This is a genomic window from Pseudomonas sp. NBRC 111139, assembly GCF_001753955.1.
GTDB lineage: Bacteria > Pseudomonadota > Gammaproteobacteria > Pseudomonadales > Pseudomonadaceae > Aquipseudomonas > Aquipseudomonas alloputida.
Genome location: NZ_BCBP01000055.1, coordinates 1 through 25869, shown reverse-complemented (window position 1 = coordinate 25869; position 25869 = coordinate 1). Strand labels below are relative to the sequence as shown.

General features: G+C 63.1%; 19 protein-coding genes. 10 read left to right on the top strand and 9 right to left on the bottom strand.

Going from position 1 to position 25869, the window contains the following annotated elements:
• Positions 1 to 77 precede the first annotated feature (77 nt).
• Together BJQ17_RS21485 and BJQ17_RS21480 are read left to right on the top strand one after the other, a co-directional pair.
• The gene (locus tag BJQ17_RS21485) at positions 78 to 725 is read left to right on the top strand and encodes a DUF1345 domain-containing protein (RefSeq protein WP_003247748.1); all 648 of its coding nucleotides are present in this window, start codon (positions 78 to 80) and stop codon (positions 723 to 725) included.
• Positions 726 to 1000: 275 nt separating this feature from the next.
• Entirely contained in the window at positions 1001 to 1261 is a 261-nt protein-coding gene (locus BJQ17_RS21480; protein WP_003247746.1) for a DUF1652 domain-containing protein, read from the top strand.
• Positions 1262 to 1312: 51 nt separating this feature from the next.
• Here the strand turns inward: BJQ17_RS21480 and BJQ17_RS21475 are convergent, their stop codons facing one another.
• The 6 genes from BJQ17_RS21475 to tpx form a co-directional block, all read right to left on the bottom strand.
• Positions 1313 to 3400 carry a bifunctional diguanylate cyclase/phosphodiesterase gene (locus BJQ17_RS21475; RefSeq protein ID WP_003247744.1) on the bottom strand — a complete coding sequence of 696 codons (2088 nt, stop codon included), beginning with the start codon at positions 3398 to 3400 and terminating at the stop codon, positions 1313 to 1315.
• A 130-nt stretch (positions 3401 to 3530) separates the two neighbouring features.
• Entirely contained in the window at positions 3531 to 5021 is a 1491-nt protein-coding gene (locus BJQ17_RS21470) for an efflux transporter outer membrane subunit (protein WP_070096598.1), read from the bottom strand.
• Entirely contained in the window at positions 5018 to 8125 is a 3108-nt protein-coding gene (locus tag BJQ17_RS21465; protein WP_003247741.1) for an efflux RND transporter permease subunit, read from the bottom strand. Before BJQ17_RS21465 ends, BJQ17_RS21470 begins: the two co-directional genes overlap by 4 nt.
• A complete protein-coding gene (locus BJQ17_RS21460) occupies positions 8122 to 11220 on the bottom strand; it encodes an MdtB/MuxB family multidrug efflux RND transporter permease subunit (protein ID WP_003247738.1) in 3099 nt (1032 codons plus the stop codon). The genes BJQ17_RS21465 and BJQ17_RS21460 overlap by 4 nt, the downstream gene beginning before the upstream one ends.
• Positions 11217 to 12524 carry an MdtA/MuxA family multidrug efflux RND transporter periplasmic adaptor subunit gene (locus BJQ17_RS21455; RefSeq protein WP_003247736.1) on the bottom strand — a complete coding sequence of 436 codons (1308 nt, stop codon included), beginning with the start codon at positions 12522 to 12524 and terminating at the stop codon, positions 11217 to 11219. The genes BJQ17_RS21460 and BJQ17_RS21455 overlap by 4 nt, the downstream gene beginning before the upstream one ends.
• A 347-nt stretch (positions 12525 to 12871) precedes the next feature.
• Positions 12872 to 13372, bottom strand: a complete 501-nt coding sequence (tpx, locus tag BJQ17_RS21450; RefSeq protein WP_012052082.1) for a thiol peroxidase — start codon at positions 13370 to 13372, stop codon at positions 12872 to 12874.
• A 300-nt stretch (positions 13373 to 13672) separates the two neighbouring features.
• On the opposite strand from tpx, the gene BJQ17_RS21445 reads away from it, so the two are divergent.
• Entirely contained in the window at positions 13673 to 14860 is a 1188-nt protein-coding gene (locus tag BJQ17_RS21445; protein ID WP_003247733.1) for a Bcr/CflA family efflux MFS transporter, read from the top strand.
• Positions 14861 to 14931: 71 nt separating this feature from the next.
• Here BJQ17_RS21445 and BJQ17_RS21440 read toward each other — a convergent pair whose 3' ends face one another.
• The 3 genes from BJQ17_RS21440 to BJQ17_RS21430 form a co-directional block, all read right to left on the bottom strand.
• The gene (locus tag BJQ17_RS21440) at positions 14932 to 16212 is read right to left on the bottom strand and encodes a serine/threonine transporter (RefSeq protein WP_003247731.1); all 1281 of its coding nucleotides are present in this window, start codon (positions 16210 to 16212) and stop codon (positions 14932 to 14934) included.
• Positions 16213 to 16596: 384 nt separating this feature from the next.
• Entirely contained in the window at positions 16597 to 17793 is a 1197-nt protein-coding gene (locus BJQ17_RS21435) for an aromatic amino acid transaminase (RefSeq protein WP_003247729.1), read from the bottom strand.
• A gap of 220 nt (positions 17794 to 18013) precedes the next feature.
• Positions 18014 to 19039: an Ldh family oxidoreductase gene (locus BJQ17_RS21430; protein WP_003247726.1), complete on the bottom strand. Its 1026-nt coding sequence runs from the start codon at positions 19037 to 19039 to the stop codon at positions 18014 to 18016.
• Positions 19040 to 19181: 142 nt separating this feature from the next.
• Between BJQ17_RS21430 and BJQ17_RS21425 the strand changes: the two genes are divergently transcribed.
• The 7 genes from BJQ17_RS21425 (at position 19182) to BJQ17_RS21395 (ending at position 25766) form a co-directional block, all read left to right on the top strand.
• Positions 19182 to 20054 (top strand): MurR/RpiR family transcriptional regulator, encoded by an 873-nt coding sequence (locus BJQ17_RS21425; protein WP_070096597.1) that lies wholly within the window; start codon positions 19182 to 19184, stop codon positions 20052 to 20054.
• Between the two features lie 22 nt (positions 20055 to 20076).
• Positions 20077 to 20829 carry a transporter substrate-binding domain-containing protein gene (locus BJQ17_RS21420; protein WP_003247722.1) on the top strand — a complete coding sequence of 251 codons (753 nt, stop codon included), beginning with the start codon at positions 20077 to 20079 and terminating at the stop codon, positions 20827 to 20829.
• A 169-nt stretch (positions 20830 to 20998) separates the two neighbouring features.
• Positions 20999 to 21718 (top strand): ABC transporter permease, encoded by a 720-nt coding sequence (locus tag BJQ17_RS21415; protein ID WP_003247720.1) that lies wholly within the window; start codon positions 20999 to 21001, stop codon positions 21716 to 21718.
• Entirely contained in the window at positions 21715 to 22425 is a 711-nt protein-coding gene (locus BJQ17_RS21410; protein WP_003247716.1) for an ABC transporter permease, read from the top strand. The genes BJQ17_RS21415 and BJQ17_RS21410 overlap by 4 nt, the downstream gene beginning before the upstream one ends.
• 16 nt (positions 22426 to 22441) lie before the next feature.
• Positions 22442 to 23686, top strand: coding sequence for an FAD-binding oxidoreductase (locus BJQ17_RS21405; RefSeq protein ID WP_070096596.1), 1245 nt, complete (start codon positions 22442 to 22444; stop codon positions 23684 to 23686).
• Between the two features lie 22 nt (positions 23687 to 23708).
• Positions 23709 to 24491: an amino acid ABC transporter ATP-binding protein gene (locus BJQ17_RS21400; RefSeq protein WP_070096595.1), complete on the top strand. Its 783-nt coding sequence runs from the start codon at positions 23709 to 23711 to the stop codon at positions 24489 to 24491.
• A gap of 465 nt (positions 24492 to 24956) precedes the next feature.
• Positions 24957 to 25766, top strand: coding sequence for a gamma-glutamyl-gamma-aminobutyrate hydrolase family protein (locus BJQ17_RS21395; protein ID WP_004575279.1), 810 nt, complete (start codon positions 24957 to 24959; stop codon positions 25764 to 25766).
• Positions 25767 to 25869 lie beyond the last annotated feature (103 nt).

The following is a 25869-nucleotide window of genomic DNA, read 5'->3' as shown; positions in this document are numbered from 1 at the left end:
CCTGCAGGGTATTGCGCCTCCCACCCAACCCTATGACGGTCTAGAGTACAAGCCATACCCCTTGTGAATGAGGCCCCATGGCTTTCCATCGCCTGACCCGCACACACCCCCGCCTGAGCCTCGCCGCTGCAGTCGGCCTCGCTGGCGCCTGGCTGATCCCCGCCGGTGATACCGTGCAGCACATCCTCGCTGGCTGGAACCTGGGGGTGTGGCTGTACCTGCTGCTGGTGCTCTACCTGAGCTGGACAGCCAGCCCGGAAAAGGTCCGCAAGGTCGCCGGCGTCGAAGACGAGAACGCCGGCCTGGTCCTGCTGACCGTGTGCATCGCCGCCATCGCCAGCCTTGCCGCGGTCACCCTGCAACTGGTCTCCAGCCGCGGCCTGCAAGGCACGGCCCTGGCCGTGCACTATCTCTACACCGGCCTGACCGTCGCCGGTTCCTGGCTGCTGATCGGCTGCATATTCACCCTGCACTACGCCCGCCTGTTCTACACCGGGCAAAACCACGAACCCCCACTGCGCTTCGCTGATGGCGAGCGCAACCCGGATTACTGGGACTTCCACTACTTCTCGTTCACGATCAGCGTGGCGGTGCAAACCTCAGACGTGGGTGTCGCCGGGCGTGGGTTGCGGCGGGTGGTGCTGGCGCATTCGTTGGTGGGCTTCGTGTTCAATACGGCGATTCTGGGGTTCACTATCAACATCGCCGCCGGGTTGCTCGGTTAACCAAGCCGCTCGTCTGAAAAAACTGCGGGTCGAACGTCAGCGAACGCCACCAAACCCGATGGTTACCTGACACCTTGCGGTCGGGAAAACGTTTGCCCATGCAGCCAGCCCACACACTTCACCCATGACAAGGGTGTGACCGCTGTCATGCATTCGCACATTTGTCGTACTTGCAACCGATAATCGCGCGTAGCAGGTGCTATCTTTAGTTTCCCGGCGGCCGCATCGATGTGGCCACCCGCTCATCACGTCCAGGTACGGACAAGGAGGCTGGCATGAACAAGATGACGTTCCCCAACGCCTGCCAGGTGATGCGCTGGCATTTCCATCCGTTGGGTTTCGAGGCCAGCATGGATGCGCCACGCAGCATGGTTGCGCGGCTGTTCGACCGCGCCAGCGGTGAAACCCTGCTGGCGATTGCGGGCATCCCCTGTGCAGCGATCATGGCCGCCGCCGATGTAGAGCGCATCATCGAGGCCGTCGAGGCGGAAATGGATGCCTTCATTCCCGCCTTTACCTTGCGCGATGCAGTCTAGGCTCTGTTTTCAACGCAGCCTGACCGAGTATCAAGGCTCTTCATACAGCGTCTAGCCCGCAGCAGTGAGTTCCGGGCCCATGGCCTGCAACTTGCTCATGAACTGCTCCGCCGGCACAGGCTGGCCCAGCAGGTAGCCCTGCAACGAATCACACCCCAGACGGGTCAGGAAGTCCTGCTGCTTGTCGGTTTCAACCCCCTCGGCAACGATACGCAGGCCCAACGCCTGGCCCAGTGCGACAATTGCCGAAACAATCGCTGCATCGTCACTGTCCTGCTCCAGGTCGCGTACGAAACCGCGGTCGATTTTCAGCTCGTTGGCTGGCAGGCGCTTGAGGTACATCAGGCTGGAATAGCCCGTACCAAAGTCATCAATGGACAAGTCCACGCCCATGTCGGACAGGCGCTGCAGCACGGTCAGGCTGGCATCGGCATCGTGCATGGCGGTGGTTTCGGTAATTTCCAGTGTCAGGCAGTTGGCTGGCAAGCCGTTCTGCTGCAGGGCGCGGGCCACGCTGTCGACCAGGCCGGCATGGCAGAACTGGATGGCCGACAGGTTCACCGCCATGCGCCAGCCATGGTGCCCCTGGTCCAGCCACTGACGCATCTGACGGCAGGCCTCAGTGAGTACCCACTCACCAATGGGGATGATCAGGCCGGTCTTTTCCGCCAGGCCGATGAAGCGGTCAGGCAGCAGCAGGCCCTGCTGCGGGTGCTCCCAGCGCAGCAACGCTTCGGCACCGATCGGTTGGCAGGCCTGGGCGTCGAACTTGGGCTGGTAATGCAAGCGGAACTGGCGCTGCTCCAGCGCCAGGCGCAAGTCCTGCAGCAGCTGCAACTGCTGGCGCGCGTTGCTGTTCATCGACACATCGAAGAAGCTGTAACCGTTCTTGCCGGCGCTCTTGGCATGGTACATGGCAGCGTCGGCGTTACGCAGCAGCTCATGCTGGTCCTGGCCATTGCCCGGGTACAGAACGATGCCCAGGCTCGCCGACAGTTGCAGGTCGTGCTCGGCCACGCGGAAAGGCCGGGACACCAGGTTGACCTGCTTGACCGCCACGTCCATGGCATCGTTCGGCTCCTGCAGTTCCACCAGCAGCACGAATTCGTCGCCGCCAATCCGTGCCAGCGTGTCCTGGCTGTGCAGGTGGCCGCGCAGGCGGGCCGCCACCGCTTTGAGCAGAAGGTCACCGATATGATGGCCAAAGGCATCGTTGACGGGTTTGAAGCCGTCCAGATCAATGAACATCAGGGCAAAACAACCGCCCTGCTCCGCCACTTTGGCAATGGCCTGTTCGATGCGGTCCGCCAGCAGGGTACGGTTGGGCAGATCGGTGAGGGTGTCGTGCAAGGCCAGTTGGGTCAGTTCCTGGTTGGCCAAGGTCAGCGAACGGGCCAACTCGGCAGTACGCGCCTCGAGACGCGCGTCCAGCACCGAAGTCAGCAAAGCCACTGCCAGTACTGCCAGCGTGGTGATCAGCACCAGGTAAACAAGGCTGTCCCCCTGCAACCCGCCCCCCAGCGCGCCGCAGAAGCTGCCCTCGGGGAAGTTTGCCGCTGCCATGCCGGTGTAATGCATGCCCACGATGGCAACGCCCATGACCACCGCCGCCAGGCCGCGGATCTGCCGTATATAGGGTGTGTGTGTGCGCAGGCGGAAGGCAATCCACAATGCCGCCGCCGAGGCGCCTACGGCAATCAGCAGCGAAGCACCGAACAACGTCGGGTCGTAATCAATGCCAGGCAGCATGCGCAGCGCGGCCATGCCTGTGTAGTGCATGCAGGCGATACCGGCGCCCATGATCAGCGCGCCGAACCCCAACTGCAGCGCTGGCAGGCTCGGCTGGCTGACCAGCCACAAGGCAAAGCCCGAGGACAGCACAGCGATCAGCAGCGAGAACGCGGTCAGGGCCAGGTCGTAGCCCAAGTCGATGGGCAAGCTGAAGGCAAGCATCCCAATGAAGTGCATCGACCACACGCCGATGCCCATGGCCAACGCACCGCCGCCCATCCACAGGCAGGCAGCGCGGCCCTTGGCCGTGGCGATGCGGCCGGTCAGGTCAAGGGCGGTATAGGATGCCAGTATCGCCACGCACAGCGAAATCAACACCAGCGAAGAGGAGTAGCTACCGGTCAGCATTGAGAGTTCCAGCGCCGGGACAGGGGGCCCGACAAAAGCTGACGATTGTACTCAAGCTTAAGCGAAACGCACGGGGTTTTTGCGAATGGGAATGGATCCAATAACCGCAGCCTACCCCCTCTGCGTTTGGTCAATTCTGCTCGGCAAACGCCTGCTCTGCATCCCAGCCGCCGCCCAACGCAGCCACCAGTTGCACACTGGCCACCAGGCGCCCTTGCAGCAGGTTCAGCACACTGCGCTCGTTGCTCAGCGCCGTGGTTTGCACGTTGACCACATCCAGATAGCCGATCAGCCCGGCACGGTACTGGTTTTCGGTCAGGCGCAACGACTCACGGGCGGCGTCAAGCGCCTCTTGGCGCACCACGGCTTCATCGCCATACACCTTCAGTTGAACCAGCAGGTTTTCCACTTCCTTGAAGCCGTCCAGCACGGTCTGGCGGTACTGCGCCACCGTCTGGTCATACACGGCCACCGTGCGGTCGACCTCGGCGCTGCGTTTGCCGGCGTCGAACAGGGTCAGCGCCAACTGCGGGCCTACCGACCAGTAGCGGTTGGGCAGCTCGATCCAGTTGCTGAAGCTGCTGCTGGAATAACCACCACTCATGCTCAGGCTGAGGTCCGGGAAGTAGGCTGCCCGCGACACCCCGATGTTGGCGTTGGCCGCCATCACGTTGCGTTCGGCTGCAGCGATGTCCGGGCGCCGCTCCAGCAGTTGCGAAGGCAGCGAAACCGGTATTTGCGGCAACGCGGGAATCGCCTTGCTGTCGGCCAGGGCGAAGTCGGCCGGAGCCTTGCCCAGCAGCACGGCGATGGCATTTTCGAATTGCGCACGCTGCCAGATCAGGTCAATCAGGTCAGCCTGGGTGCTTTTGAGCTGCGTGCGGGCCTGGGCCACGGCATCCGGGCCGGCGACACCGGCGCGGTACTGGTTTTCGTTCATTCGCAGCGAGCGCTCATAAGCCGCCACGGTGGCTTCCAGCAAGCGCTTCTGCTCATCGATCACCCGCAATTGCAGGTAGTTCTGCACCAGCTCCGACTGTTGGCTCAAGCGGATCGACGCAAGGTCGGCGAAACTCGCTTCGGCACTGGCCTCGTTGGCATTCAGAGTTTCGCGCAGCTTGCCCCACAGGTCGATCTCCCAGCTCACGCCCAACTGCGCGTTGTAGGTGTTGCGAATGCCGCTGCTGTTATTGGACAGGCTGGAACTGGAGCTGCCGGTGCCCTGCGCCGAACGGTTCTTGCTGGCGCTCAGGTCCAGGCTGGGGAACAGCGCCGCACGGCTGCTGCGCACCAGCGCCTGGGCCTGGCGGTACTGGGCTTCTGATTGCGCCACGGTCTGGTTGCTGCGGTTAAGCTCTTCGACCAGCGCGTTGAGCCCGGCATCACCGTAGATTTCCCACCAGGCGCCACGGGCGATGGCGTCGGACGGCGAGGCCTGGGTCCAACCTTCGGCGTGCTTGAACTGCGCCGCCGTGCTGTTCAGCTCGGGGCGGTGGTAGTCCGGGCTCAGGGTACAGGCACTGAGCAAGGCCACGCACAACCCGGCACCAAGCAGGCGCGAGCCACGGCCACGGGTCAGTGCCTGCAGGGCACGGTGAAGTGGGGTCTGGGCAAAAGTCATAGCGGGGTTTCCAGGGCGGCGTCGGTGCGCACGCCGCGCCAACGGTTGAAACGGTGGCGCAGGCGGTCCAGGTACAGGTAAACCACCGGCGTCGTATAAAGGGTGAGGATCTGGCTGAACACCAGGCCACCGATGATGGTCAGGCCCAGCGGCTGACGCATTTCTGCGCCTTCAGCCTGGCTCAGCAGCAACGGCAATGCGCCAAGGATCGCTGCCAGGGTGGTCATCAGGATCGGCCGCAGGCGCAGCAGGCAGGCCCGGCGAATCGACTCTTCCGGCGAAAAGCCCTGATGGCGCTCCAGCTGCAAGGCCAGGTCGATCATCAGGATGGCATTCTTTTTCACCACCCCGATCAACAGGAACAGCCCCAGCAACGAGATCAGGCTGAACTCGCCACCGGTGACGTACAGCGCCAGCAAGGCACCGACGCCCGCCGAAGGCAGTGTCGAGAGAATGGTCAGCGGGTGAATGTAGCTTTCATACAGAATACCCAGCACCAGGTACACCAGCAGCAGTGCGCCAAGGATCATGAATGGCTGGCCCTGCTGGGTCTGGGCAAAGGCATCGGCAGTGCCGCCGAGCTTGGCAATCACCTCCTCGGGCAGGCCCAGTTTGGCCACCGCGCGCTCCAGTGCCGCCATGGCCTGATCGGGGCTGTAGCCCTCGGCGACGTCGAAGGCGATGTCTTCCGAAGCGAACTGGCCTTCGTGGCTGACCCGGTCGTTGGCCAGGCTGTTCTCGTAGTGGGCGATGGTCGACAGCGGTACCCGGGCGCCGTCGGCGGTGATCACCTGCACTTGCTCCAGCGTGCTCGGGTCCCAGGCGTATTTCGGGTTGATCTCGAGCACCACCTGGTACTGGTTGAGGCTGTCGTAGATGGTGGAGATCTGCCGCTGGCTGTAAGCGTTGTTCAGTACTGCGGTGACCATGTCCATGTCGATGCCCAGGCGCTTGGCCTGGTCACGGTCGACCACCAGCGTCACCTGTTGGGTACCGGCACCATCGCGGGCGTCAATGGCGGTCAGCTCAGGCAGTGCACGCAGCGCCGCGACCACCTTGGGAAACCATTCGCGCAACGCCGCCAGGTCGCCACTTTGCAGGGTATACAGGTACTGAGAGGAGGTCTGGTCACGCCCACCGCCACCCAGTTGCAGGTCCTGGTCGGCCATCAGGAACAGGCGCCCGCCGGGCACTTTGGGCAGCTCCTTGCGCAGGCGTTCGATCACCTTCTGCGCATCGATCTTGCGCTCGCTGATCGGTTTCAGGCGCACCAGCACCATGGCGTTGTTGGTACCGCTGTTGCCACCGATGAAACCGGCAACGCTCTGTACTGCCGGGTCGGCCAGCAAGGCGCGGCGGTAGATTTCCATCTTCGGCTGCATCACCGTGAACGACAGGCCGTCGTCACCCCGGATGAAGCCCATCAACTGGCCGGTATCCTGCTGGGGTATCAGCGTCTTGGGCACCACCACGTACAGGGCGATGTTGATGCCGATGGTGGCCAACAGGCTGAGCAGGGTCAGGCGCTTGTGGCGCAGGGCCCAGCCCAGGCTGCGGTCATAGGCAGCAACCATGCGCTGATGCAGCTTGTCGCTCCAGCGCTGCAGGCGTGTCTGCTGGGCCTGGTGCGGCTTGAGCCAGCGGGCGCAGAGCATCGGTGTAAGGGTGAGCGACACCACCAGCGAGACGATGATCGCCGCCGCCAGGGTGATGGAAAACTCCTGGAACAGGTTGCGCACGATGCCGCCCATGAACAGGATGGAGACGAACACCGCCACCAGCGACACGTTCATCGACAGCAAGGTGAAGCCCACCTCCTTGGCGCCCAGGAAGGCCGCCTTCATCGGTGGCTGGCCGTTCTCGATGTGCCTGGAGATGTTTTCCAGCACCACGATGGCATCGTCCACCACCAGCCCGGTGGCAAGGATCAGCGCCATCAGCGACAGGTTGTTGAGCGAGAAACCGCACACGTACATGACTGCGAACGTCCCCACCAGCGATACCGGCACCGCCAGGCTGGGGATCAGCGAGGCGCGCAGGCTGCCGAGGAACAGGTAGACCACCAGGATCACCAGCACCACGGCGATCAGCAGGGTGTGCTCGGCCTCTTTGAGGGTAGCCTTGATCACGGGCGAGCGGTCCATGGCCACGTTCAGTTGCACGCTGGCGGGCAGCAACGACTGCAATGCCGGTAGCTGCGCCTTGATCTGGTCGACCGTTTCGATGATGTTGGCGCCGCTCTGGCGGTTGACCACCAGCAACACCGCTGCCTGGTCGTTGAAGAAGCCGCTGTTGTAACGGTTTTCAACGCCGTCGGTGACAGTCGCCACGTCAGACAGGCGCAGAATGGTGCCGTTCTGCTGGCGAATCACCACCGGCTCGTAATCCTTGGCACTTTCCAGCTGGTCGTTGGCCCGCACCTGCCAGTTGCGCTCGGTGTCCTCGACAAAGCCCATGGGCCGGCGCTGGTTGGCGTTGGACACGGCGGTGCGCACTTCGTCCAGCGACAGGTTGTACTGGTTGAGCAGTTGCGGCTCGACGGCAATGCGCACGGCCGGCAGCGAACTGCCGCCGATCTGCACCTCCCCTACCCCCGATACCTGAGCCAGGCTCTGTGAAAGGATGGTGTCGGCCAGGTCATACAGCTGGCCCTTCTGCAACACATCCGAAGTCAGTGACAGCACCATGATCGGCGCCTGCGACGGGTTGATCTTCTTGTAGGTGGGCATGCTACGCATGCCACTGGGCAGCAGGTTGCGGGTAGCGTTGATCGCCGCTTGCACCTCACGGGCTGCGCCATCGATGTCACGGCCCATCTCGAAGCCGATGATTACCCGTGTCGACCCCTGGTTGGAGCTGCTGGTGAGCGTGGTGACGCCGGCAATGCTGCCCAGCTTGCGTTCCAGCGGTGTGGCCACGGTGGACGCCATGACCTCGGGGCTGGCACCAGAGAGGTTCGCCGACACCACGATCACCGGGAAGTCCATTTGCGGCAGTGGCGCCACCGGTAGCAAGCCAAAGCTGACCCCACCCAGCAGCATGATCGCCAGGCTCAACAGCATGGTCGCCACCGGGCGACGGATGAAAGGCCCGGACAGGTTCATGCCTGGGCCTGCTTCACATCAGTGGCCGGGCGCAGGCGGCGGGCCAGGCGATCGAAGTACAGGTAGATGACCGGGGTGGTGAACAGCGTCAGCACCTGGCTGACCAGCAACCCGCCGACCATCACCAGGCCCAGTGGCTGGCGCAGTTCGGCACCGGAACCGGTGGCAAGCATCAGCGGCACCGCACCAAACAGCGCGGCCAGGGTGGTCATCAGGATCGGCCGGAAGCGCAGCAGCGCCGCCTGGTAGATGGCATCGCGCGGGCTCATGCCCTGATGGCGCTCGGCCTCCAGGGCGAAGTCGATCATCATGATCGCGTTCTTCTTGACGATACCGATCAGCAGGATGATGCCGATGATGGCGATCATGCCCAGGTCGTTACCGCTGATGAGCAAAGCCAGCAAGGCGCCGACCGCCGCCGACGGCAGGGTCGAGAGGATGGTGATCGGGTGGATGTAGCTTTCGTACAGCACCCCCAGCACGATGTACATGGTCACCACCGCCGCCAGAATCAGCAGCAAGGTGCTCGACAACGATGCCTGGAAGGCCTCGGCCGCACCCTGGAAGCGGGTTTGCACACCCAGCGGCATGCCGATGTCCTGCTGCACCTGCTCGATCACCTGCACGGCTTCGCCCAGCGACGCGCCGTGAGCCAGGTTGAACGACAAGGTCACTGCCGGGAACTGGCCGATGTGAGAAATAGCCAGCTGGGCTTGACGCTGCTCGATCCGCGCCAGCGCCGAAAGGCGCACCTGGCCGCCATCGGTGGCCTTGACGTGGATCGACTCCAGCGCCTGCGGGCCGATCGTTGCGGCGTCCTTGGACTGCAACACCACGCGGTACTGGCTGGCCTGCGTGTAGATGGTCGAGATCTGCCGCTGGCCGAAGGCGTCGTACAGGGCATTGGTGATCTGCGACACGCTGATCCCCAGGCGGCTGGCCATGTCACGGTCGATGACCAGGTACACCTGCAAGCCCTTGTCCTGCAGGTCGCTGGCCACATCGGCCAGTTCCGGGCGCTGCTGCAGCGCCTGCACCAGCTTGCCACTCCACTGCGCCAGCAGGTCGGCGTCCGGCGACGACAGGCTGAACTGATACTGGGTCCGGCTGACCCGGTCCTCGATGCTCAGGTCTTGCACCGGCTGCATGAACAGGCGGATGCCCACCAGCCGGTCGACCTGCGGCTGCAGGCGGCTGATCACTTCGCTGGCGCTGACATCGCGCTCGCCGTGGGGCTTGAGGTTGATCAGCAGGCGACCACTGTTGAGCGTGGCGTTGTCGCCGTCTACGCCAATGTAGGACGACAGGCTTTGCACGGCCGGGTCTTGCAGGATGACCTTGCTCAGGGCCTGCTGACGTTCGCTCATGGCGGCGAACGAGGTGGACTGCGGCGCTTCGGAAATACCCTGGATCACCCCCGTGTCCTGCACCGGGAAGAAGCCCTTGGGCACGACCATGTACAGGAACACCGTGAGCACCAGGCTGGCCACCGCCACCAGCAAGGTCAGCGGCTGATGCTTGAGCACCCACTGCAGGGCACTGCCGTAGTGCTTGATCAGCCAGTCGATCCAGGCGCCACTGGCACGGTAGAAGCGGCCTTGTTCTTCTTCCTTGGGCTCGCGCTTGAGCAGACGCGCGCACATCATCGGTGTCAGGGTCAGGGACACCACCAGGGAAATCAGAATGGCGACTGCCAGCGTGATGGCGAACTCGCGGAACAGGCGACCGACCACGTCCGCCATGAACAGCAACGGGATCAGGACCGCAATCAGCGAGAAGGTCAGCGAAATCAGGGTGAAGCCAATCTGCCTGGCGCCCTTGAGCGCCGCCTGCATGGGCGTCTCGCCCTCTTCGATATGCCGGGAGATGTTCTCCAGCATGACGATGGCATCATCGACCACAAAGCCGGTGGCGATGGTCAGGGCCATGAGTGTCAGGTTGTTGACCGAGAACCCGGCCAGGTACATGACCCCGAACGTCCCGATCAGCGACAGTGGCACGGCAATCGACGGAATGAGGGTGGCGCTGAAGCGGCGCAAGAAGACGAAGGTGACCATCACCACCAGAACGATGGCGATCAGCAGTTCGTGCTGCACGTCCTTGACCGCGGCACGAATGGTCTGGGTGCGGTCGGTCAGCACCGAGACATCGAGGCCGGCCGGCAGGTTGTCGGTGATCGACGGCAGCAGGTCCTTGATGCGGTCGACCACTTCGATCACGTTGGCGCCCGGCTGACGCTGGATGTTCAGCAGCACAGCATGGTTCTCGTTCGCCCAGGCGGCCAGCCGCTCGTTCTCGGCGCCGTCGACGATTTCGGCCACATCTTTCAGGCGCAGCGGCGCACCGTTGTTGTAGGCCAGGATCAGGTTGGCGTATTCCTCGGGAGAACGCAGCTGGTCGTTGGCATCGAGCATCGACACCCGGGTCGGGCCGTCGAAGTTGCCTTTGGGCTGGTTGACGTTGGAGGCACCGATCAGCGTGCGCACGTCATCCAGATTCAAGCCATTGGCCGCCAGGGCGTCGACGTTGACCTTGATGCGTACCGCCTGGCGCTGGCCACCGGCAATGCTGACCATGCCCACGCCGCTGATTTGCGCCAGCTTTTGCGCCACGCGGGTATCGACCAGGTCGTTGAGCTTGGGCAGCGGCATGGTCTTGCTGGAGATGGCCAGGGTCAGCACCGGGGTGTCGGCCGGGTTGACCTTGTTGTACACCGGCGGTGCCGGCAGGTCACTGGGCAGCAGGTTGCTGGCGGCGTTGATCGCGGCCTGCACCTGTTGCTCGGCAACGTCCATGTTCATGTCGAGGTTGAAACGCAAGGTCAGCACCGACGCGCCGCCAGAACTGGTCGAGGCCATCTGTTCCAGGCCCGGCATCTGGCCGAACTGGCGCTCCAGTGGCGCGGTGACAGCGCTGGTCATCACCTGCGGGCTGGCGCCGGGGTACAGGGTCATGACGCGAATGGTCGGGTAATCCACCTGCGGCAAGGCGGAAACCGGCAGCAACTTGTAGGCGATCAGGCCAGCCAGCACGATGGCCAGCATGCTCAGCGTGGTGGCGACCGGGCGCAGGATGAACAGGCGCGAGAGGTTCATGCGCCCGCCTTGCCTGCTGTGTTGCCAGGTTGTGCTTCATCTGTTTGCGCCGCGCCCTTGGTTTCCTGCCCTTGCAGGTGCTGGCCCGGGGTGGTCGGCACTTGCGAGCTGTCTTCGACCACTTCCACCTGGGTGCCTTCGCGCAGGCGGTCGGTGCCTTCCAGCACCAGGCGGTCGCCGGCCTTCAAGCCGTCGAGAATGACGCTGTTCTCGCCATCGCTGGCGCCCACCTTGAGCTTGCGGACATTGACGGTGCTCTTCTCGTTGACCACATAGGCAAAGGTGCCATCGTTGCCAAACTGGATGGCCGCGGCCGGGGCCATGACCACCTGTTTGAGGGTGTCGGCCAGCAAGCGCACGTTGACGAACTGGTTGGGGAACAGGGCCAGGTCCTTGTTCTCGAAGCGGCCTTTGAACTTCAGCGTGCCGGTGGTGGTGTCGATCTGGTTGTCGATGCTGCCCAGCACACCGGTGGACTGCAGCTTGCTGTCACCGCGGTCCCAGGCCTCGACCGGCAGGCTGGCGCCACTGCGGTAGCGCTCCAGCACAGTGCTCAGTTCGGTTTCCGGCAGGGTGAAGGCGACGTTGATCGGCTCGGTTTGGGTGATGACCACCAGCGCGGTGGTGTCGTTGGCGGCCACCAGGTTGCCCAGATCGAGCTGGCGCAGGCCCACACGGCCACTGATCGGCGCACGGATCTGGGTGAAATCGAGGTTCAGGCGGGCGTCGTTGACCTGTGCCTGATTGGTCTTGACCAGCCCCTGGAACTGCGCAACCTGGGCTTGGGCAGTGTCCAGGGTTTGCTTGGCGATGCTGTCTTCGGCGTACAGGCCTTTATAGCGGGCCAGGTCGACCTGAGCATTCTTCAACTGCGCCTGGTTCTGCGCCAAGGTGCCTTCGGCCTGCTGCAGGGCGATGCGATAAGGGCGCGGGTCGATTTCGGCCAGCAGGTCGCCAGCCTTGACGCGCTGGCCTTCCTTGAAGTGGATGTTCACCAGTTCGCCAGCCACGCGGCTGCGCACATTGACCGTATTGGTCGCGGTGACCGTGCCCAAGGCTTTGTAGTAGAGGGGGAAGTCGCCTGTCCGCACCGGCACGACACGTACGGGTACCGGGTCACTGGAGCCGCCAAAACCTGGGCGGCCGCCGATCATGCCCATGCCCTTGCCACCGCGCATGCCACTGGCTTCTTTATGCGCAGGCGTCGCTGCGGGCCACAGCCACCAGGCCAGTGCAGCCACCAGCAGCAGGATCAGCAGGCCGACGAGCCAGCGACGAAGGGAACGGGAATTGGACGCTTGCATGGGTTGAACGAACCTTGTTCGGAATGACGACTTGGGGAGGATGAACGATAAGCACTGCCATCGTTTTAGCAAAGGGCCTTTACCAGAGGTTTACCTTTGCCTGACGTTGCCAAGCGGCGGAATTTTAAATGAAAACGGCCCGGAACGTGTTCCGGGCCGTTACAGGGTGTTGCTTGGAGCGGTGGCGAGCCTGAAGGTTCGGTTGCCTGGTCTGGCCCTTTCGCGGGTGAACCCGCTCCTACGGGGATGTCACAGCCGTTGAAACCTGTGCCGCACGTTGTAGGAGCGGGTTTACCCGCGAAGAGGCCATCACAGGCTACAGACGCCCGCCCTGCCCCACGCAATCCTTACTTCAGTACAGCCAGCGCCGCGTCGTAGTTCGGCTCGTCAGCAATTTCGCCAACCAGTTCGCTGTGCAGCACCTTGTCGTTCTCGTCCAGCACCACCACGGCGCGGGCGGCCAGGCCGGCCAGCGGGCCGTCGGCGATGGCTACGCCGTAGTTTTCGAGGAACTCGCGGCCACGCAGGGTCGACAGGTTCTTCACATTGTCCAGCCCTTCGGCGCCGCAGAAACGTGCCTGGGCGAACGGCAGGTCAGCCGAGATGCACAGCACCACGGTGTTGGCAACGTCGTTGGCCTGGGCGTTGAACTTGCGCACCGAGGTGGCGCAGGTTGGGGTATCGACGCTTGGGAAGATATTCAGCACCTTGCGCTTGCCGGCGTAGTCTTTCAGCGACTTGTCAGCCAGGCCTTCACCTACCAGGGAGAAAGCCGGAGCCTGGGCGCCGGCCTGTGGCAGGTTGCCGTTGACCTGGACCGGGTTGCCTTTGAGAGTCACTTGAGCCATGACGAAATCCTTATGCGGGGTTTGAAAAGGACACTGAGTTAAGCATGAAGGCAGCCGGGTGCCTATGGGGGCAGGTGAAATTGTTCCATTGCCGGACGATTTTTGTGGACAAAAAATGCCGATAGCCGCGGTTATGGCCAGTGGCCTCACCGTTGCCGAACGCCCATCCCGACCTCCCCCTACAATTCCTACACCTCTATCGGAAGTTTCGCTACCAAGCTCACCTTGTACATCTTTAGCGTACTGATTTACTGGATGACGAAAGCTATTTCTCGCAATTCCAATCGAGGGGTTAATGGCATGAACCGCCCCGCGGGTTCGCTCCGGCGCCATCTGTGCTCGACGTTGCTGATTTTGTTATGTCTGCTAGGTGTGTTTCCTCTGGACGTAATCCTCCCATCATTCCCTGCGCTCTCAGATGAGTTTCGGGTCGACACAAAACAGATTGCGTACTCAGTGAGCTTTTTTGCTGTTGGTGTGGCCATGGCGCAAATCGTGATCGGCCCACTGTCGGATGGCATCGGGCGCAAGCGTTTGTTGCTCGCTGGGTTGAGCGTATCCATTGTGGGGGCGCTCGGTTGCGTAGTTTCAACCCATTATGAAACGTTCATGGCCTTTCGCTTGGTGCAGGCCCTGGGTTGCGGCAGCCTCGTGCTAGGCCAGGCGCTTGTGCAGGACCTCTACAGCGGTACACAACGTAATGCCATGCGCATCCTGTTAACAAGCGCGAGCGGGTTGTTCATCTCCCTGTCACCGCTGGCAGGTGCTTTTCTTCAACAGTCCTTTGGCTGGAAGGCAAGCTTTACGGTATTCGTGATCATCGCTGCAATCGTTTCACTGTTATCGTGTGTGCTGCTTCATGACACCCCTGCGGCGCGCGACCGGGCGCCAAGCATGTCCAGTTATCGGGTGATGCTGCGAGACTCCAACTATCTCGCGCATTCCATACTGTCCAGCCTCGCCTTTGCCTGCCATTTTTCCTTTATCGTCATAGCGCCCTTGCTGCTGATGGGCAGGCTGGAGCTGACGGCCTATCAATTCTCTCTGGTCTTTATCGGCTATGGGTTGGCATACATCGTCGGCGGCATGGCTGCGACCTACCTGAACAGTCGCGCAAGCCCGCAAGCTCAAATAAAAGCAGGCTTGCTGCTTATAAGTACGGCGGGCATCACCCTATTGATGTGGGAATGGGTAGCAGGTTTATCTGTACTGGGTGTTCTGTTGCCGATGATTGTCTGTACCACCGGGACAACCCTGGTACGCCCCGCCGCAACGACCCAGGCTTTGGCGCGCTATCCGCGTCAGGCAGGTGCGGCAGCGTCGCTCAATACGACATTGCTGTTCGCCGGCGCCGGTTTGACGAGCACTCTGGTCGCAGGCTTAGAAAGCGCGCTAACGGCAAGCTTGGGCGTGCTGTTCGTGGTGGCCAGCCTGTGCGGAGGGTGGCTGCTTGCATGCACCAAGGACGATGGAATGCAACGCTGCTGAACCCTTGATCAGGCAAAAAAATGCCCGGGTGGCGACAAGCGACCCGGGCATTCTTGAATGAAACGGGTGAATCAGCTTACAAGGCCGTACACCACCGAAGTCAGCGCAACCAGGCCGACCACAACGACGAACACGTTGGAGGCCGCACCGCTGTACTTGCGCATCGATGGCACTCGGCGAATGGCGTACATCGGCATCAGGAACAACAGCACCGCGAGAATCGGGCCGCCGAGCGACTCGATCATGCCGAGAATGCTCGGGTTGAGGGTGGCGACGATCCAGCACACCACCAGCATCAGTGCGGCAACCACGCGGTCCAGGGCCTTGGCGCCTGGGCGCGCACCGGTCTTGGCGATGATGCCCTTCAGGCCTTCGCTGGCACCGATATAGTGGCCGAGGAACGACTTGGCGATGGCCACGAAGGCGATCAACGGCGCAGCGAACGCGATGGTCGGGTTGCTGAAGTGGTTGGCCAGGTACGACAGGATCGACAGGTTCTGCGCCTTGGCTTCGGCCAGCTGGGCGCTGCTCAGGGTGAGCACGCAGCTGAACACGAAGAACAGCACCATCACCACCATCAGCAGGTGGGCACGACGCAGGATCTGGCCGCTGCGCTCGTCGGCGTGCGCGCCGTAACGGCGCTTCTGGTCGACGGCAAAGGCCGAGATGATCGGCGAATGGTTGAACGAGAACACCATCACAGGAATGGCCAACCACAGGGTGTGCAGGAAGGCCGAGGCCGGCGGCACCTCTGTGGCGCTGTCGAGAATGCCACCGGTCCAGTGCGGCACCAGGTACAGGCCCAGCAACGCCAGCGCAACGATGAACGGGTAGACCAGCAGGCTCATGACCTTGACCGTGGCCTGCTCCCCGCAGCGCACGATGGCCAGCAGGCCGAGGATCAGCACGAATGACAGGATTGCCCGTGGCGGCGGCTGCATGTGCAGCTGGTGTTCCATGAAGCTGGACACGGTGTTGGTCAGCGCCACGCTGTAGATAAGCAGAATCGGGAAGATGGCGAAGAAGTACAGCACGGTGATCGAGGCACCGGCGGTGATGCCGAAATGCTCCTTGACCACTTCGGTGATGTCGCTGCCATCGCGCCCGGAAAGGACGAAACGGGTCAGCCCGCGATGGGCGAAATAGGTCATCGGGAAGGCCAGCACGGCCAGGATCAACAGCGGCCAGAAGCCGCCAAGGCCGGCGTTGATCGGCAGGAACAGTGTCCCGGCGCCGATGGCTGTGCCGAACAGGCCCAGCATCCAGGTGGTGTCGTGACGCGCCCAAGTGCCGAGGGCGGCGGGGGTCGATTCTGCAAAGCGTTGTTCAACGCTTGGGGCCTGCTCATTCATTCCGGGTGAAGCTCCACTCGCAAGACTGCAACAGGCTGAGAATGGCGAAATAGACGTTTCGCCCAACTCAACCGGAAAAGAGGGGCGCGATTGTGCACGGAAAGGTTGCACTTGCGAAGCCCTTTTCCGAGGAGCGGTTGCACTTGTCTTTACAAGTGGAAGGCATTGCTGGTGTCGTTCGGTGGAATGTCGCGGCCTGGGGGCCTGTGGGAGCGGCCCGTGAGAGCGGCCTTGCGTCGCGAAAGGGCCGCAAAGCGCCCCCAGCAATGTCAGCGGCAAAGCTGCAATCGTGGGGGCGCTCCGCCCCCCTTTCGCGACGCAAGGCCGCTCCCACAAAGTCCAACCGCGCCCCACAGGAGGGGCCGCAGCTGGCCCCTTGGCGAGTTACTTCTGAACGGCAGCGAACGCTTCGGCAACCCGTTGCAGGTTGGCCGGGCGCAGGCCGGACATGCACACACGGCCGCTGTCGATCAGGTACACGCCGAACTCGTCACGCAGGCGACGTACCTGCTCGACGCTAAAGCCGGTGTAGCTGAACATGCCGCGCTGGCGCAGGAAGAACTGGAAGTCCTGGCCCGGCAGCAGCACGGCCAGGGCATCGACCAACGCCTGGCGCATGTCGAGGATACGCTTGCGCATCACTTCGACTTCTTCGGCCCACTGGGCATTCAGGCCAGCATCGCTCAGTACGCCAGCAACCAGCTGGGCGCCGAAGTTGGGCGGGCTGGAGTAGTTGCGGCGCACGGTGGCCTTCAGCTGGCCAAGCACGCTCTGGGCAGTGGCCTCGTCATCGCACACCACCGACAGGCCGCCCACCCGCTCGCCATACAGCGAGAAGATTTTCGAGAAGGAGTTGCTGACCAGGCACGGCACGCCGGCACGGGCCATTTCGCGGATAGCGTAGGCGTCTTCTACCAAGCCTTCGGCGAAGCCTTGATAAGCGATGTCGAGGAACGGGATCAGCTGGCGCGCCTTGACCACTTCGACCACTTGTTGCCACTGGTGCTGCTGCAGATCGGCACCGGTAGGGTTGTGGCAGCACGGGTGCAGCAGCACCACGCTGTTGGCCGGCAGGCTCTGCAAGGTGGCCAGCATGCCGTCGAAGTCCACGCCACGGGTGGCCTGGTCGAAGTACGGGTAGGTGTGCACCTTGAAGCCTGCACCTTCGAAGATGGCGCGGTGGTTGTCCCAGGTCGGGTTGCTGACCCAGACTTCGGACTGCGGGAAGTAGCGCTTGAGGAAGTCGGCACCAACCTTCAGGGCGCCGGAGCCACCCACGGTCTGTACGGTGGCCACCCGGCCGCCGGTCACGGCCGGGTGATCAGCACCGAACAGCAGCGCCTGGATGGCTTGGCGGTAGCTGGCCAGGCCTTCCATCGGCAGGTACAGGGAGGCTTCGTGGTCCTGACCGGCAATGCGTTTTTCCACCGCATCCACCGCCGCCAGTTGCGGCACCACGCCAGCCTCATCGTAGTACAGGCCAATACTCAGGTTGACCTTGTCGGCGCGCGGGTCGGCCTTGAAGGTTTCCATCAACGAGAGGATCGGGTCGCCGGCATAGGCATCGACATGTTTGAACACAGCGTGCAGCTCCTTGGATCAGGACGGTACGGAAAGTCAGCCCTGAGCATACCCGCAGAGCGGGCTCAGGAACATCCACTATTGTGCAAGGTTGTCTATGCAACATTGCATGGCTGGAAATTCGTGCTGGATTCTTCGCGGGTAAACCCGCTCCTACGGGTTCAGCGCACAGCCTGGGAACAGCTCAGGCACCTGTGGGTTTACCCGCGAAGGAGCCAGATCAGCCAAGCAGCTCTTTCAGGCCTTGCAACTCCTGCTCGGTCACCGCCACCCCCTCCTCCTCGGCCACCTCGCGCTCACGGTAGCGCCGCTCGCCCGGCATGCGCGTCAGCCCCACCGCCTGCATGTGCTCCACCAGCTCGCGGCTGCGCTGGGCAAAGCGCTCGCCCTCGGCCTTGCCTGGGTCGATGACGATGATCAACTGCCCGGTCCATGGCGTTTTCGCCCCCGGATGCCCGGACCAATCGAACTCCCAGGAGAAATGACCGCCGGTCAGCGCCGCCGCCAGCAGCTCGACCATCATCGACAACGCCGAGCCCTTGTGCCCGCCAAATGGCAGCAGGGCGCCGCCTTCCAGGATCGCCTTCGGGTCGGTGGTCGGCTGGCCATCGGCATCCACCCCCATGCCCTCCGGCAATTGCTGGCCGGCGCGCGCGGCAATCTGCACATCGCCATGGGCCATGGCACTGGTGGCCATGTCGAAAACGATCGGGTCATGCTCGGCGCAAGGCGCAGCAAAAGCGATGGGGTTGGTACCGAACAGCGGCTTGCGCGCACCATGCGGCACCACGCAGGTCATGCTGTTGACCACGCTAAGGGCTACCAGGCCCTCTTCGGCGAACGGCTCGACATCCGGCCATAGCGCGGCGAAGTGGTGCGAGTTGTGGATCGCCAGCACGGCAATGCCTGCGTTGCGCGCCTTCGCCACCAACAGCTCACGGGCCGCCGCCAGTGCTGGCTGGGCAAAACCGCCCGCAGCATCGACACGCACATAGCCGGCGGCCACGTCGCTGACCTGTGGCGTGGCCTGGCCATCGACCCAGCCGCTGGCCAAGGTCGAGACATAACCGGGCATGCGGAACACCCCATGGCTATGGGCGCCATCACGCTGGGCGCTGGCGCAGTTGTGGGCCAGCACCCGGGCCACGGCCTCGCTGCACCCATGGCGCTGGAAAATGGCCTGCAACAGGCTTTGCAGCTCGGTAAAAGGCACGCGCACAACGGTGCTGGTGGAAGGTGCGGACATCTGAAGCTCCTTGTTGATTTTGGAATGGCTACAGCGTTGCAACGACAAAAACTTTCCTTCATGTGACAGCAATCTGTCAAATGTTGACTTGATGACAGAAAACATTCATTTTCTTCCCAAGCCTCACTCCTGGAGCCGCAGCATGAGCCAACTGATCAAGCAACGCCTGGAAAACAGCCTCGAAGGGGCCGCTGCCTCGGGTCGCAAGATCGCCACCTACATGCTTGCCAACCTGCACGAACTGCCGTTCCAGACCTCGGCCAGCATTGCCGCCAAGCTGGGCGTCAGCGAATCCAGCGTCGGGCGCTACTGTCGCTCACTGGGTTATGCCCACCTCAAGGCGCTTAAGCAAGACCTGCAGAACGATCTGGGCGATGGCCCGTGGCTGGTAGGCGATCGTCTGCAAGATTACCGCCAGAACCAGGACGCCAGCGACAACGCCGGCAGCCTGGAGCTGGAAATCGCCGCCCTGGTGCGCGTACACGAATACCGCCAGAGCCCCGCCTGGCACACCGTGGCGCAACGCGTGGCGAGCACACCGCGGGTGTTCATCGCCGGTTTCCAGACCGAGCGCGGCATCGCCATGTGCATGAGCCACCTGCTGCAATACCTGCGCGATGGTGTGCAACTGGTGGACATCAGCGCCGGGCACTTCGGCGAAGTGCTGCTGGGCCGCGCCGAAGACAGCGCCCTGGTGGTGTTCGAGGCGCGCCGTTATTCCCGCCATGCCCTGATGCTGTGCCAGAAGGCGCGCGAGGCTGGCATTGCGGTCACCTTGGTGACCGACACCTTCTGTGACTGGGCGGATGCCAATGCCGACGAGGTGTTCCGCATCCCCACCGAATTCAACCTGTTCTGGGAATCCACCTCGACGATGCTGTCGTGGGTGCATCTGATGGTCAACGAGGTCTGCAAGAAGCTCGGACCGGATGTTGAAAAACGCTTGGAAGCAACTGCCGCTCTACATAACGAATTCGTCGGCTACACCTCGTGGTCGACGGGCAAACAACAATAGCAAGAGTGCAATGAGGTGCGAGATGAACAAGTCCATGGCCTTGCTGGGTGCGTGCGCCCTGCTGCTGGCGGGTGCCGCCAGCGCTGAAACCCTGCGGTTCGCCACCGAGGGTGCCTACCCGCCCTTCAACTATGTAGACGCCGATAACAAGCTGCATGGCTTCGATGTCGACATCACCCATGCCCTGTGCGAACAGATGAAAGTCGAATGCACGCTGGTGGCGCAGGACTGGGAAGGCATCATCCCCGCCCTGATGGCGCGCAAGTATGACGCGATAGTGGCATCGATGATCGACACCGAAGAGCGACGCAAGAAGATCGCCTTCACCGAGCACTACTACCGCACGCCCCTGACCGTGGCGGTTGCCAAGGACAGCAAGATCGACAGCGCCCAGACCGACTTTGTCGGCTACACCGTCGGTGCGCAGTCTTCCTCTACCCAGGCCATCTACGCCGAAGACGTGTACGGCAAGGCCGGTGCCGACGTGAAACTGTACCCGACCATGGACGAAGCCAACGCAGACCTGGCGGCCGGCCGCCTGGACGGCGTGATTGCCGACAAATTCCCGCTGCACGAGTGGATGAACAAGAACGGCGGGGATTGCTGCAAGATCCTTGGCGACGTGGCCGACACCAAGGCCGATGCCGCGATCGCTGTGCGCAAGGACGACGAAGCCCTGCGCCAGCGCCTGAATACCGCGCTGCAACAGATCGTGGCCAACGGCACCTACCAGAAGATCGCCAGCAAGTACTTTGCTTTCGATATCTACAACTGATCTTCAGGAAGTTGTGCGCCCCCCCTGTGGGAGCGGCCTTGCGTCGCGACAGGGCCGCGTAGCGGCCCCGGCAATCTCTGCAGTTGCATAAACCCTGGGCCGCTACGCAGCCCGTTCGCGACGCAAGGCCGCTCCCACAAGGCCGCATAACCTGCCCAAGAGGTTCGTCATGCTCGATCAATTGTCCTTGCTGTCTTTCGCCAGCGGAGGCTGGGGCCAGGCGCTGCTGGCCGGCGCGCTGGTTACCGTTTCCCTGGCCTTGGCATGCCTGCCCATCGGCCTGCCACTGGGCCTGGTGGTCGCCCTGGCGGCGCGCTCACGCAAACGCCTGCCACGGGCCTGGGCCACCACTTTTTCCACTGTCTTCCGCGGCCTGCCCGAGCTGCTGACGTTGCTGATCATCTATTACGGCTGCCAGATCGCCGCGCAGAAGATCCTCGCCGCCATGGGCTACCAAGGTGAGTTCCTCATCAACACCTTCCTCGCCGCGATGATCGCCTTCAGCCTGGTGTTCGCCGCGTTTTCCAGCGAGATCTGGCTGGCCGCCTTCAAGACCCTGCCCAAGGGCCAGCTGGAAGCCTGCTCGGCGCTTGGGCTTAGCAAGCGCACCGGTTTCTTCAAGGTGTTGCTGCCGCAACTGACCCGCATCGCCCTGCCCGGCTTGTCCAACAACTGGCTGTCGCTGCTCAAGGACACCTCGCTGGTGTCGACCATCTCGCTGGTCGACCTGATGCGCCAGACCAACCTGGCGGTCAGCGTAACCAAGGAGCCGATGTTCTTCTACGGCGTCGCCTGCCTGGGCTACCTGCTGTTCGCGGCACTGTCCGGGCGCGTGTTCGCCTACATCGAACGGCGCAGCAACCGCCACCTGCAAGGAGCACGCGCATGAGCTTCGATCAACTGCTGGCAATGGTGCTTGACCCCGACCTGCTGGAACGCTACGGCCCGCGCTTCATTGACGGCCTGCTGGTAACCGCCAAGCTGGTGGCGATTTCCTTCAGCCTGGGTGCTGTGCTCGGCCTTCTGCTGGCCCTTGCCCGCCTGTCTCGCAGCCTGGTACTGCAGCGCATGGCAGCCGGCTACGTGTACTTCTTCCGCGGCTCGCCGCTGCTGGCGCAATTGTTCCTGCTGTATTACGGCCTGGGTTCGCTCAAGGGCTTCTGGCAGGACGTCGGCCTGTGGTGGTTCTTCCGGGATGCGTGGTTTTGCACCTTGCTGGCGTTCACCCTGAACACTGCCGCCTATCAGGCCGAGATCTTCCGCGGCAGCCTGATGGCGGTTGCGCCTGGCCAGCATGAAGCGGCGCGGGCGCTGAACCTGAAGCGCTCGACCACGTTCTTCAAGGTGATATTGCCGCAGTCGCTGCTGGTGGCCATTGGCCCGTTGGGCAACGAACTGATCCTGATGATCAAGGCCAGCGCGATCGCCTCGCTGGTGACGATCTACGACCTGATGGGCGTGACCAAACTGGCCTTCTCGCGCAGTTTCGACTTCCAGATCTACCTGTGGGCCGCCGTGCTCTACCTGGTGATCGTCGAACTGGTGCGGCGCCTGTTGAAACACCTGGAAGCCCGCCTGGGCCGCCACCTGAACTGACCGAAGGATACGTTTCATGCATTGCCAGACCCTTGTCCTCGGCGCCGGCATCGTCGGCGTCAGCACCGCGCTGCACCTGCAGGCACGCGGGCGCCAGGTAATTCTGATCGACCGCGACGAACCGGGCAGCGGCACCAGCCACGGTAACGCCGGGCTGATCGAGCGCTCCAGTGTCATCCCCTATGCCTTCCCGCGGAAACTCGGCGCACTGCTGCGCTACGGCCTGAACCGCCAGCCCGATGTGCGCTACAGCCTGGCGCACCTGCCCAAGGCCGCACCGTGGCTGTGGCGTTACTGGCGCCAGTCGGCACCCGGGCGCCTGGCCGGCGCCGCCGCCGATATGTTGCCGCTGGTGCAGCGCTGTGTCGACGAGCATGACGCGCTGATCGCTGCCGCCGGCCTGGAGGGCCTAGTGCAAGCCAAAGGCTGGATCGAAGTGTTCCGCGACCCCGCGCTGTTCGAGCAGGCAAAAACCGATGCCAAGGGCCTGAGCCGCTACGGCTTGCGGTTCGAAATCCTTGAATGCGGGCAGCTGCAGGCACGTGAACATCAGCTGGACGCCACCGTGGTCGGTGGCATCCACTGGCTCGACCCGAAAACCGTGAACAACCCCGGCGCGCTCACCCGTGGCTATGCGGCGCTGTTCCTGCAGCGCGGCGGGCAGTTCGTGCATGGCGATGCGCGCAGCCTGCGCCAGGCCAATGGCCAATGGCGGGTAGAGAGCCAGCGTGGCCCGATCACTGCCGACGAGGTGGTGGCCTGCCTTGGGCCTCAGTCAGCCGACCTGTTCAGCGGCCTGGGCTACCAGATCCCGCTGGCCATCAAGCGGGGCTACCACATGCACTACAGCACCCGTGACGGCGCTCAGCTGGAGCACTCGATCTGCGACACCCAAGGCGGCTATGTACTGGCGCCGATGGCGCGCGGCGTGCGCCTGACCACCGGCATCGAGTTCGACGCAGCCAGTGCGCCTGGCAATCAGATTCAGCTGGGTCGCTGCGAGGCCTTGGCGCGCAAGCTGTTCCCGGCCCTCGGCGAACGGCTGGACGACACACCATGGCTGGGCCGCCGCCCCTGCCTGCCCGACATGCGCCCGGTGATCGGGCCGGCGCCGCGCCACCCAGGGCTGTGGTTCAACTTCGGTCACGCCCATCACGGCCTCACGCTGGGCCCGGTCTGCGGTCGGCTGCTGGCCGAGCTGCTCACTGGCGAGCCCCCCTTCACCGACCCCGCGCCTTACAGCGCGACCCGTTTCGACTGAACCCACGCGGGAGAACAACAAGATGACCGCACCACTGAGCCTTGCCACCCTTGCCCCCGAACCCGACCCGCGTTCGGTGCTGATACGCATCGAAGGCCTGAACAAGCACTATGGCGCGTTCCACGTGCTGCGTGACATCGACCTGCAGGTGCGCGAAGGCGAACGCATCGTGCTGTGCGGGCCGTCCGGCTCGGGCAAGTCGACCCTGATCCGTTGCATCAACCGCCTGGAAATCGCCCAGCAGGGCAGCATCCAGGTGGACGGCATCGACCTGGCGGCCACCACGCGCGAGGCCGCACAGGTACGCAGCGACATCGGCATGGTGTTCCAGCACTTCAACCTGTTCCCGCACATGAGCGTGCTCGACAACTGCCTGCTGGCCCCCACCAGCGTGCGCGGGCTGTCACGCAAGGACGCCGAGGAGCGGGCACGCATGTACCTGAGCAAGGTCGGCATCGAAAGCCAGGCGCACAAGTACCCCAGCCAGCTGTCCGGCGGCCAGCAGCAGCGCGTGGCAATCGCCCGGGCGCTGTGCATGAAGCCGCGGATCATGCTGTTCGACGAGCCCACTTCGGCGCTGGACCCGGAAATGGTCGCCGAGGTGCTGGACGTGCTGGTGCAGTTGGCTGGCACGGGCATGACCATGCTGTGCGTCACCCATGAAATGGGCTTTGCCCGGCAGGTCGCCGAGCGGGTGCTGTTCCTTGAGGGAGGGCAGATCATCGAGGACAGCCCGCCACAGGTGTTCTTCAACCAGCCGCGCACCGAGCGGGCCAAGGCGTTCCTGGCGCAGATACTGCACTGATTGAAGACCTGTCACTGGACTTTGTGGGAGCGGCCTTGCGTCGCGAGAGGGCTGCGCAGCAGCCCCGGCAATCTATGCACAGTGCTGAAATCCGAGGGGCCGCTTTGCGGCCCTTTCGCAACACAAGGCCGCACACATGGACCAAGGTGATTTCAAGCGACCTAATCATTGCGCCGCTGCAATGACCCAACTGCATCGTTAAATATTATTGACCGCAGCCCCTGCCAAACCCACGCCGCCACAGGCCCGCATCGGTTTCAGCCCCCAGAAAACGGCGTATCCCCCGCGTTAAAGCCCGCTTCCGTCGTTTGACATATCGAACGGCTCTGGCAAGCTATCTACAAGCCCCGACCGGAATCGTCGCCTCTGACGAGCCGGCAGTGCTCGGGGCTACAGGCAGCACCCAAGGCCCCGCGCCGTGCGCCTGCACAACAACGACAGGTCGAACCTGTCCCAAGGTGACATATGTCCAACAGCAACATTGGCAACAAGCAACCTTCCCTGCGCAAACCCGTCGTCCTGATGACCATGGGCAGCCAAGAGCGCAAAGGCCATGACTACCAGGTCATGACCCACAAATACATTACCCCGCTGGTCGAGTTCTCCGATTGCGTCCCGGTGTTGGTGCCTACCTGCTGCGGCACTGACGACCTCGAGACCTACCTGGACATGGCCGACGGCGTTTACCTGACTGGCGCTGGCAGCAACATCGACCCGGCCCTGTATGGCCAGGAAAACCAGACCCCAGGCAAAGGCCAGGACCAGAACCGCGACCTGTTCGACATTCCGCTGGTCAAGGCGGCGATCAAGCGTGGCCTGCCCATTTTCGGCATCTGCCGCGGCATGCAAGAAATCAACGTGGCCCTGGGTGGCGACATTTACCAGAAGGTGTATGCCGAACCTGGGTTCAATGACCACCGGGAAAACCCGGAAGACCCGGTCGAAGTGCAGTACGCCCAGGTGCATGGGGTGAAGATCCAGCCGGGCAGCTGGCTGCACGACACCCTGGGTACCGACGAGATTCGCGTCAACTCGCTGCATGGCCAAGGCCTGCACAAGCTCGGCGCCGGTATTGAAGCGATCGCCCGTGCCGAAGATGGCCTGGTCGAAGCGATTCATGCGCCAAGCATTTCGCCGTTCTTGTTCGCGGTGCAGTGGCACCCTGAATGGCAGGCGGCGAAGAACCCTGACTCGATAAAGATCTTCCAGGCTTTCGGCGATGCTTGCCGGGCCCAGGTACGCAAGGCGCAAATCAAGCGCCAGCACGCGGCCTGACCTTCAGTTTCCTCTGCTTTGATCGCGGGGCGGCGCAAGGCCGCCCCCGTTTCCCCGGTCACCCTCTGCTGGTCCCAGAACACTTCCCGTGGAATCGGGCGGC

What these genes read in the sequence shown, in the direction of transcription:
- BJQ17_RS21410 (WP_003247716.1), top strand. Translation starts at nt 21,715, where the DNA reads ATGAGCTTCGATCAACTGCTGGCAATGGTGCTTGACCCCGACCTGCTG.
- BJQ17_RS21405 (WP_070096596.1), top strand. Translation starts at nt 22,442, where the DNA reads ATGCATTGCCAGACCCTTGTCCTCGGCGCCGGCATCGTCGGCGTCAGC.
- tpx (WP_012052082.1), bottom strand. Translation starts at nt 13,372, where the DNA reads ATGGCTCAAGTGACTCTCAAAGGCAACCCGGTCCAGGTCAACGGCAAC.
- BJQ17_RS21425 (WP_070096597.1), top strand. Translation starts at nt 19,182, where the DNA reads ATGAGCCAACTGATCAAGCAACGCCTGGAAAACAGCCTCGAAGGGGCC.
- BJQ17_RS21400 (WP_070096595.1), top strand. Translation starts at nt 23,709, where the DNA reads ATGACCGCACCACTGAGCCTTGCCACCCTTGCCCCCGAACCCGACCCG.
- BJQ17_RS21395 (WP_004575279.1), top strand. Translation starts at nt 24,957, where the DNA reads ATGTCCAACAGCAACATTGGCAACAAGCAACCTTCCCTGCGCAAACCC.
- BJQ17_RS21430 (WP_003247726.1), bottom strand. Translation starts at nt 19,039, where the DNA reads ATGTCCGCACCTTCCACCAGCACCGTTGTGCGCGTGCCTTTTACCGAG.
- BJQ17_RS21440 (WP_003247731.1), bottom strand. Translation starts at nt 16,212, where the DNA reads ATGAATGAGCAGGCCCCAAGCGTTGAACAACGCTTTGCAGAATCGACC.
- BJQ17_RS21475 (WP_003247744.1), bottom strand. Translation starts at nt 3,400, where the DNA reads ATGCTGACCGGTAGCTACTCCTCTTCGCTGGTGTTGATTTCGCTGTGC.
- BJQ17_RS21460 (WP_003247738.1), bottom strand. Translation starts at nt 11,220, where the DNA reads ATGAACCTCTCGCGCCTGTTCATCCTGCGCCCGGTCGCCACCACGCTG.
- BJQ17_RS21415 (WP_003247720.1), top strand. Translation starts at nt 20,999, where the DNA reads ATGCTCGATCAATTGTCCTTGCTGTCTTTCGCCAGCGGAGGCTGGGGC.
- BJQ17_RS21420 (WP_003247722.1), top strand. Translation starts at nt 20,077, where the DNA reads ATGAACAAGTCCATGGCCTTGCTGGGTGCGTGCGCCCTGCTGCTGGCG.
- BJQ17_RS21470 (WP_070096598.1), bottom strand. Translation starts at nt 5,021, where the DNA reads ATGACTTTTGCCCAGACCCCACTTCACCGTGCCCTGCAGGCACTGACC.
- BJQ17_RS21480 (WP_003247746.1), top strand. Translation starts at nt 1,001, where the DNA reads ATGAACAAGATGACGTTCCCCAACGCCTGCCAGGTGATGCGCTGGCAT.
- BJQ17_RS21485 (WP_003247748.1), top strand. Translation starts at nt 78, where the DNA reads ATGGCTTTCCATCGCCTGACCCGCACACACCCCCGCCTGAGCCTCGCC.
- BJQ17_RS21445 (WP_003247733.1), top strand. Translation starts at nt 13,673, where the DNA reads ATGAACCGCCCCGCGGGTTCGCTCCGGCGCCATCTGTGCTCGACGTTG.
- BJQ17_RS21455 (WP_003247736.1), bottom strand. Translation starts at nt 12,524, where the DNA reads ATGCAAGCGTCCAATTCCCGTTCCCTTCGTCGCTGGCTCGTCGGCCTG.
- BJQ17_RS21465 (WP_003247741.1), bottom strand. Translation starts at nt 8,125, where the DNA reads ATGAACCTGTCCGGGCCTTTCATCCGTCGCCCGGTGGCGACCATGCTG.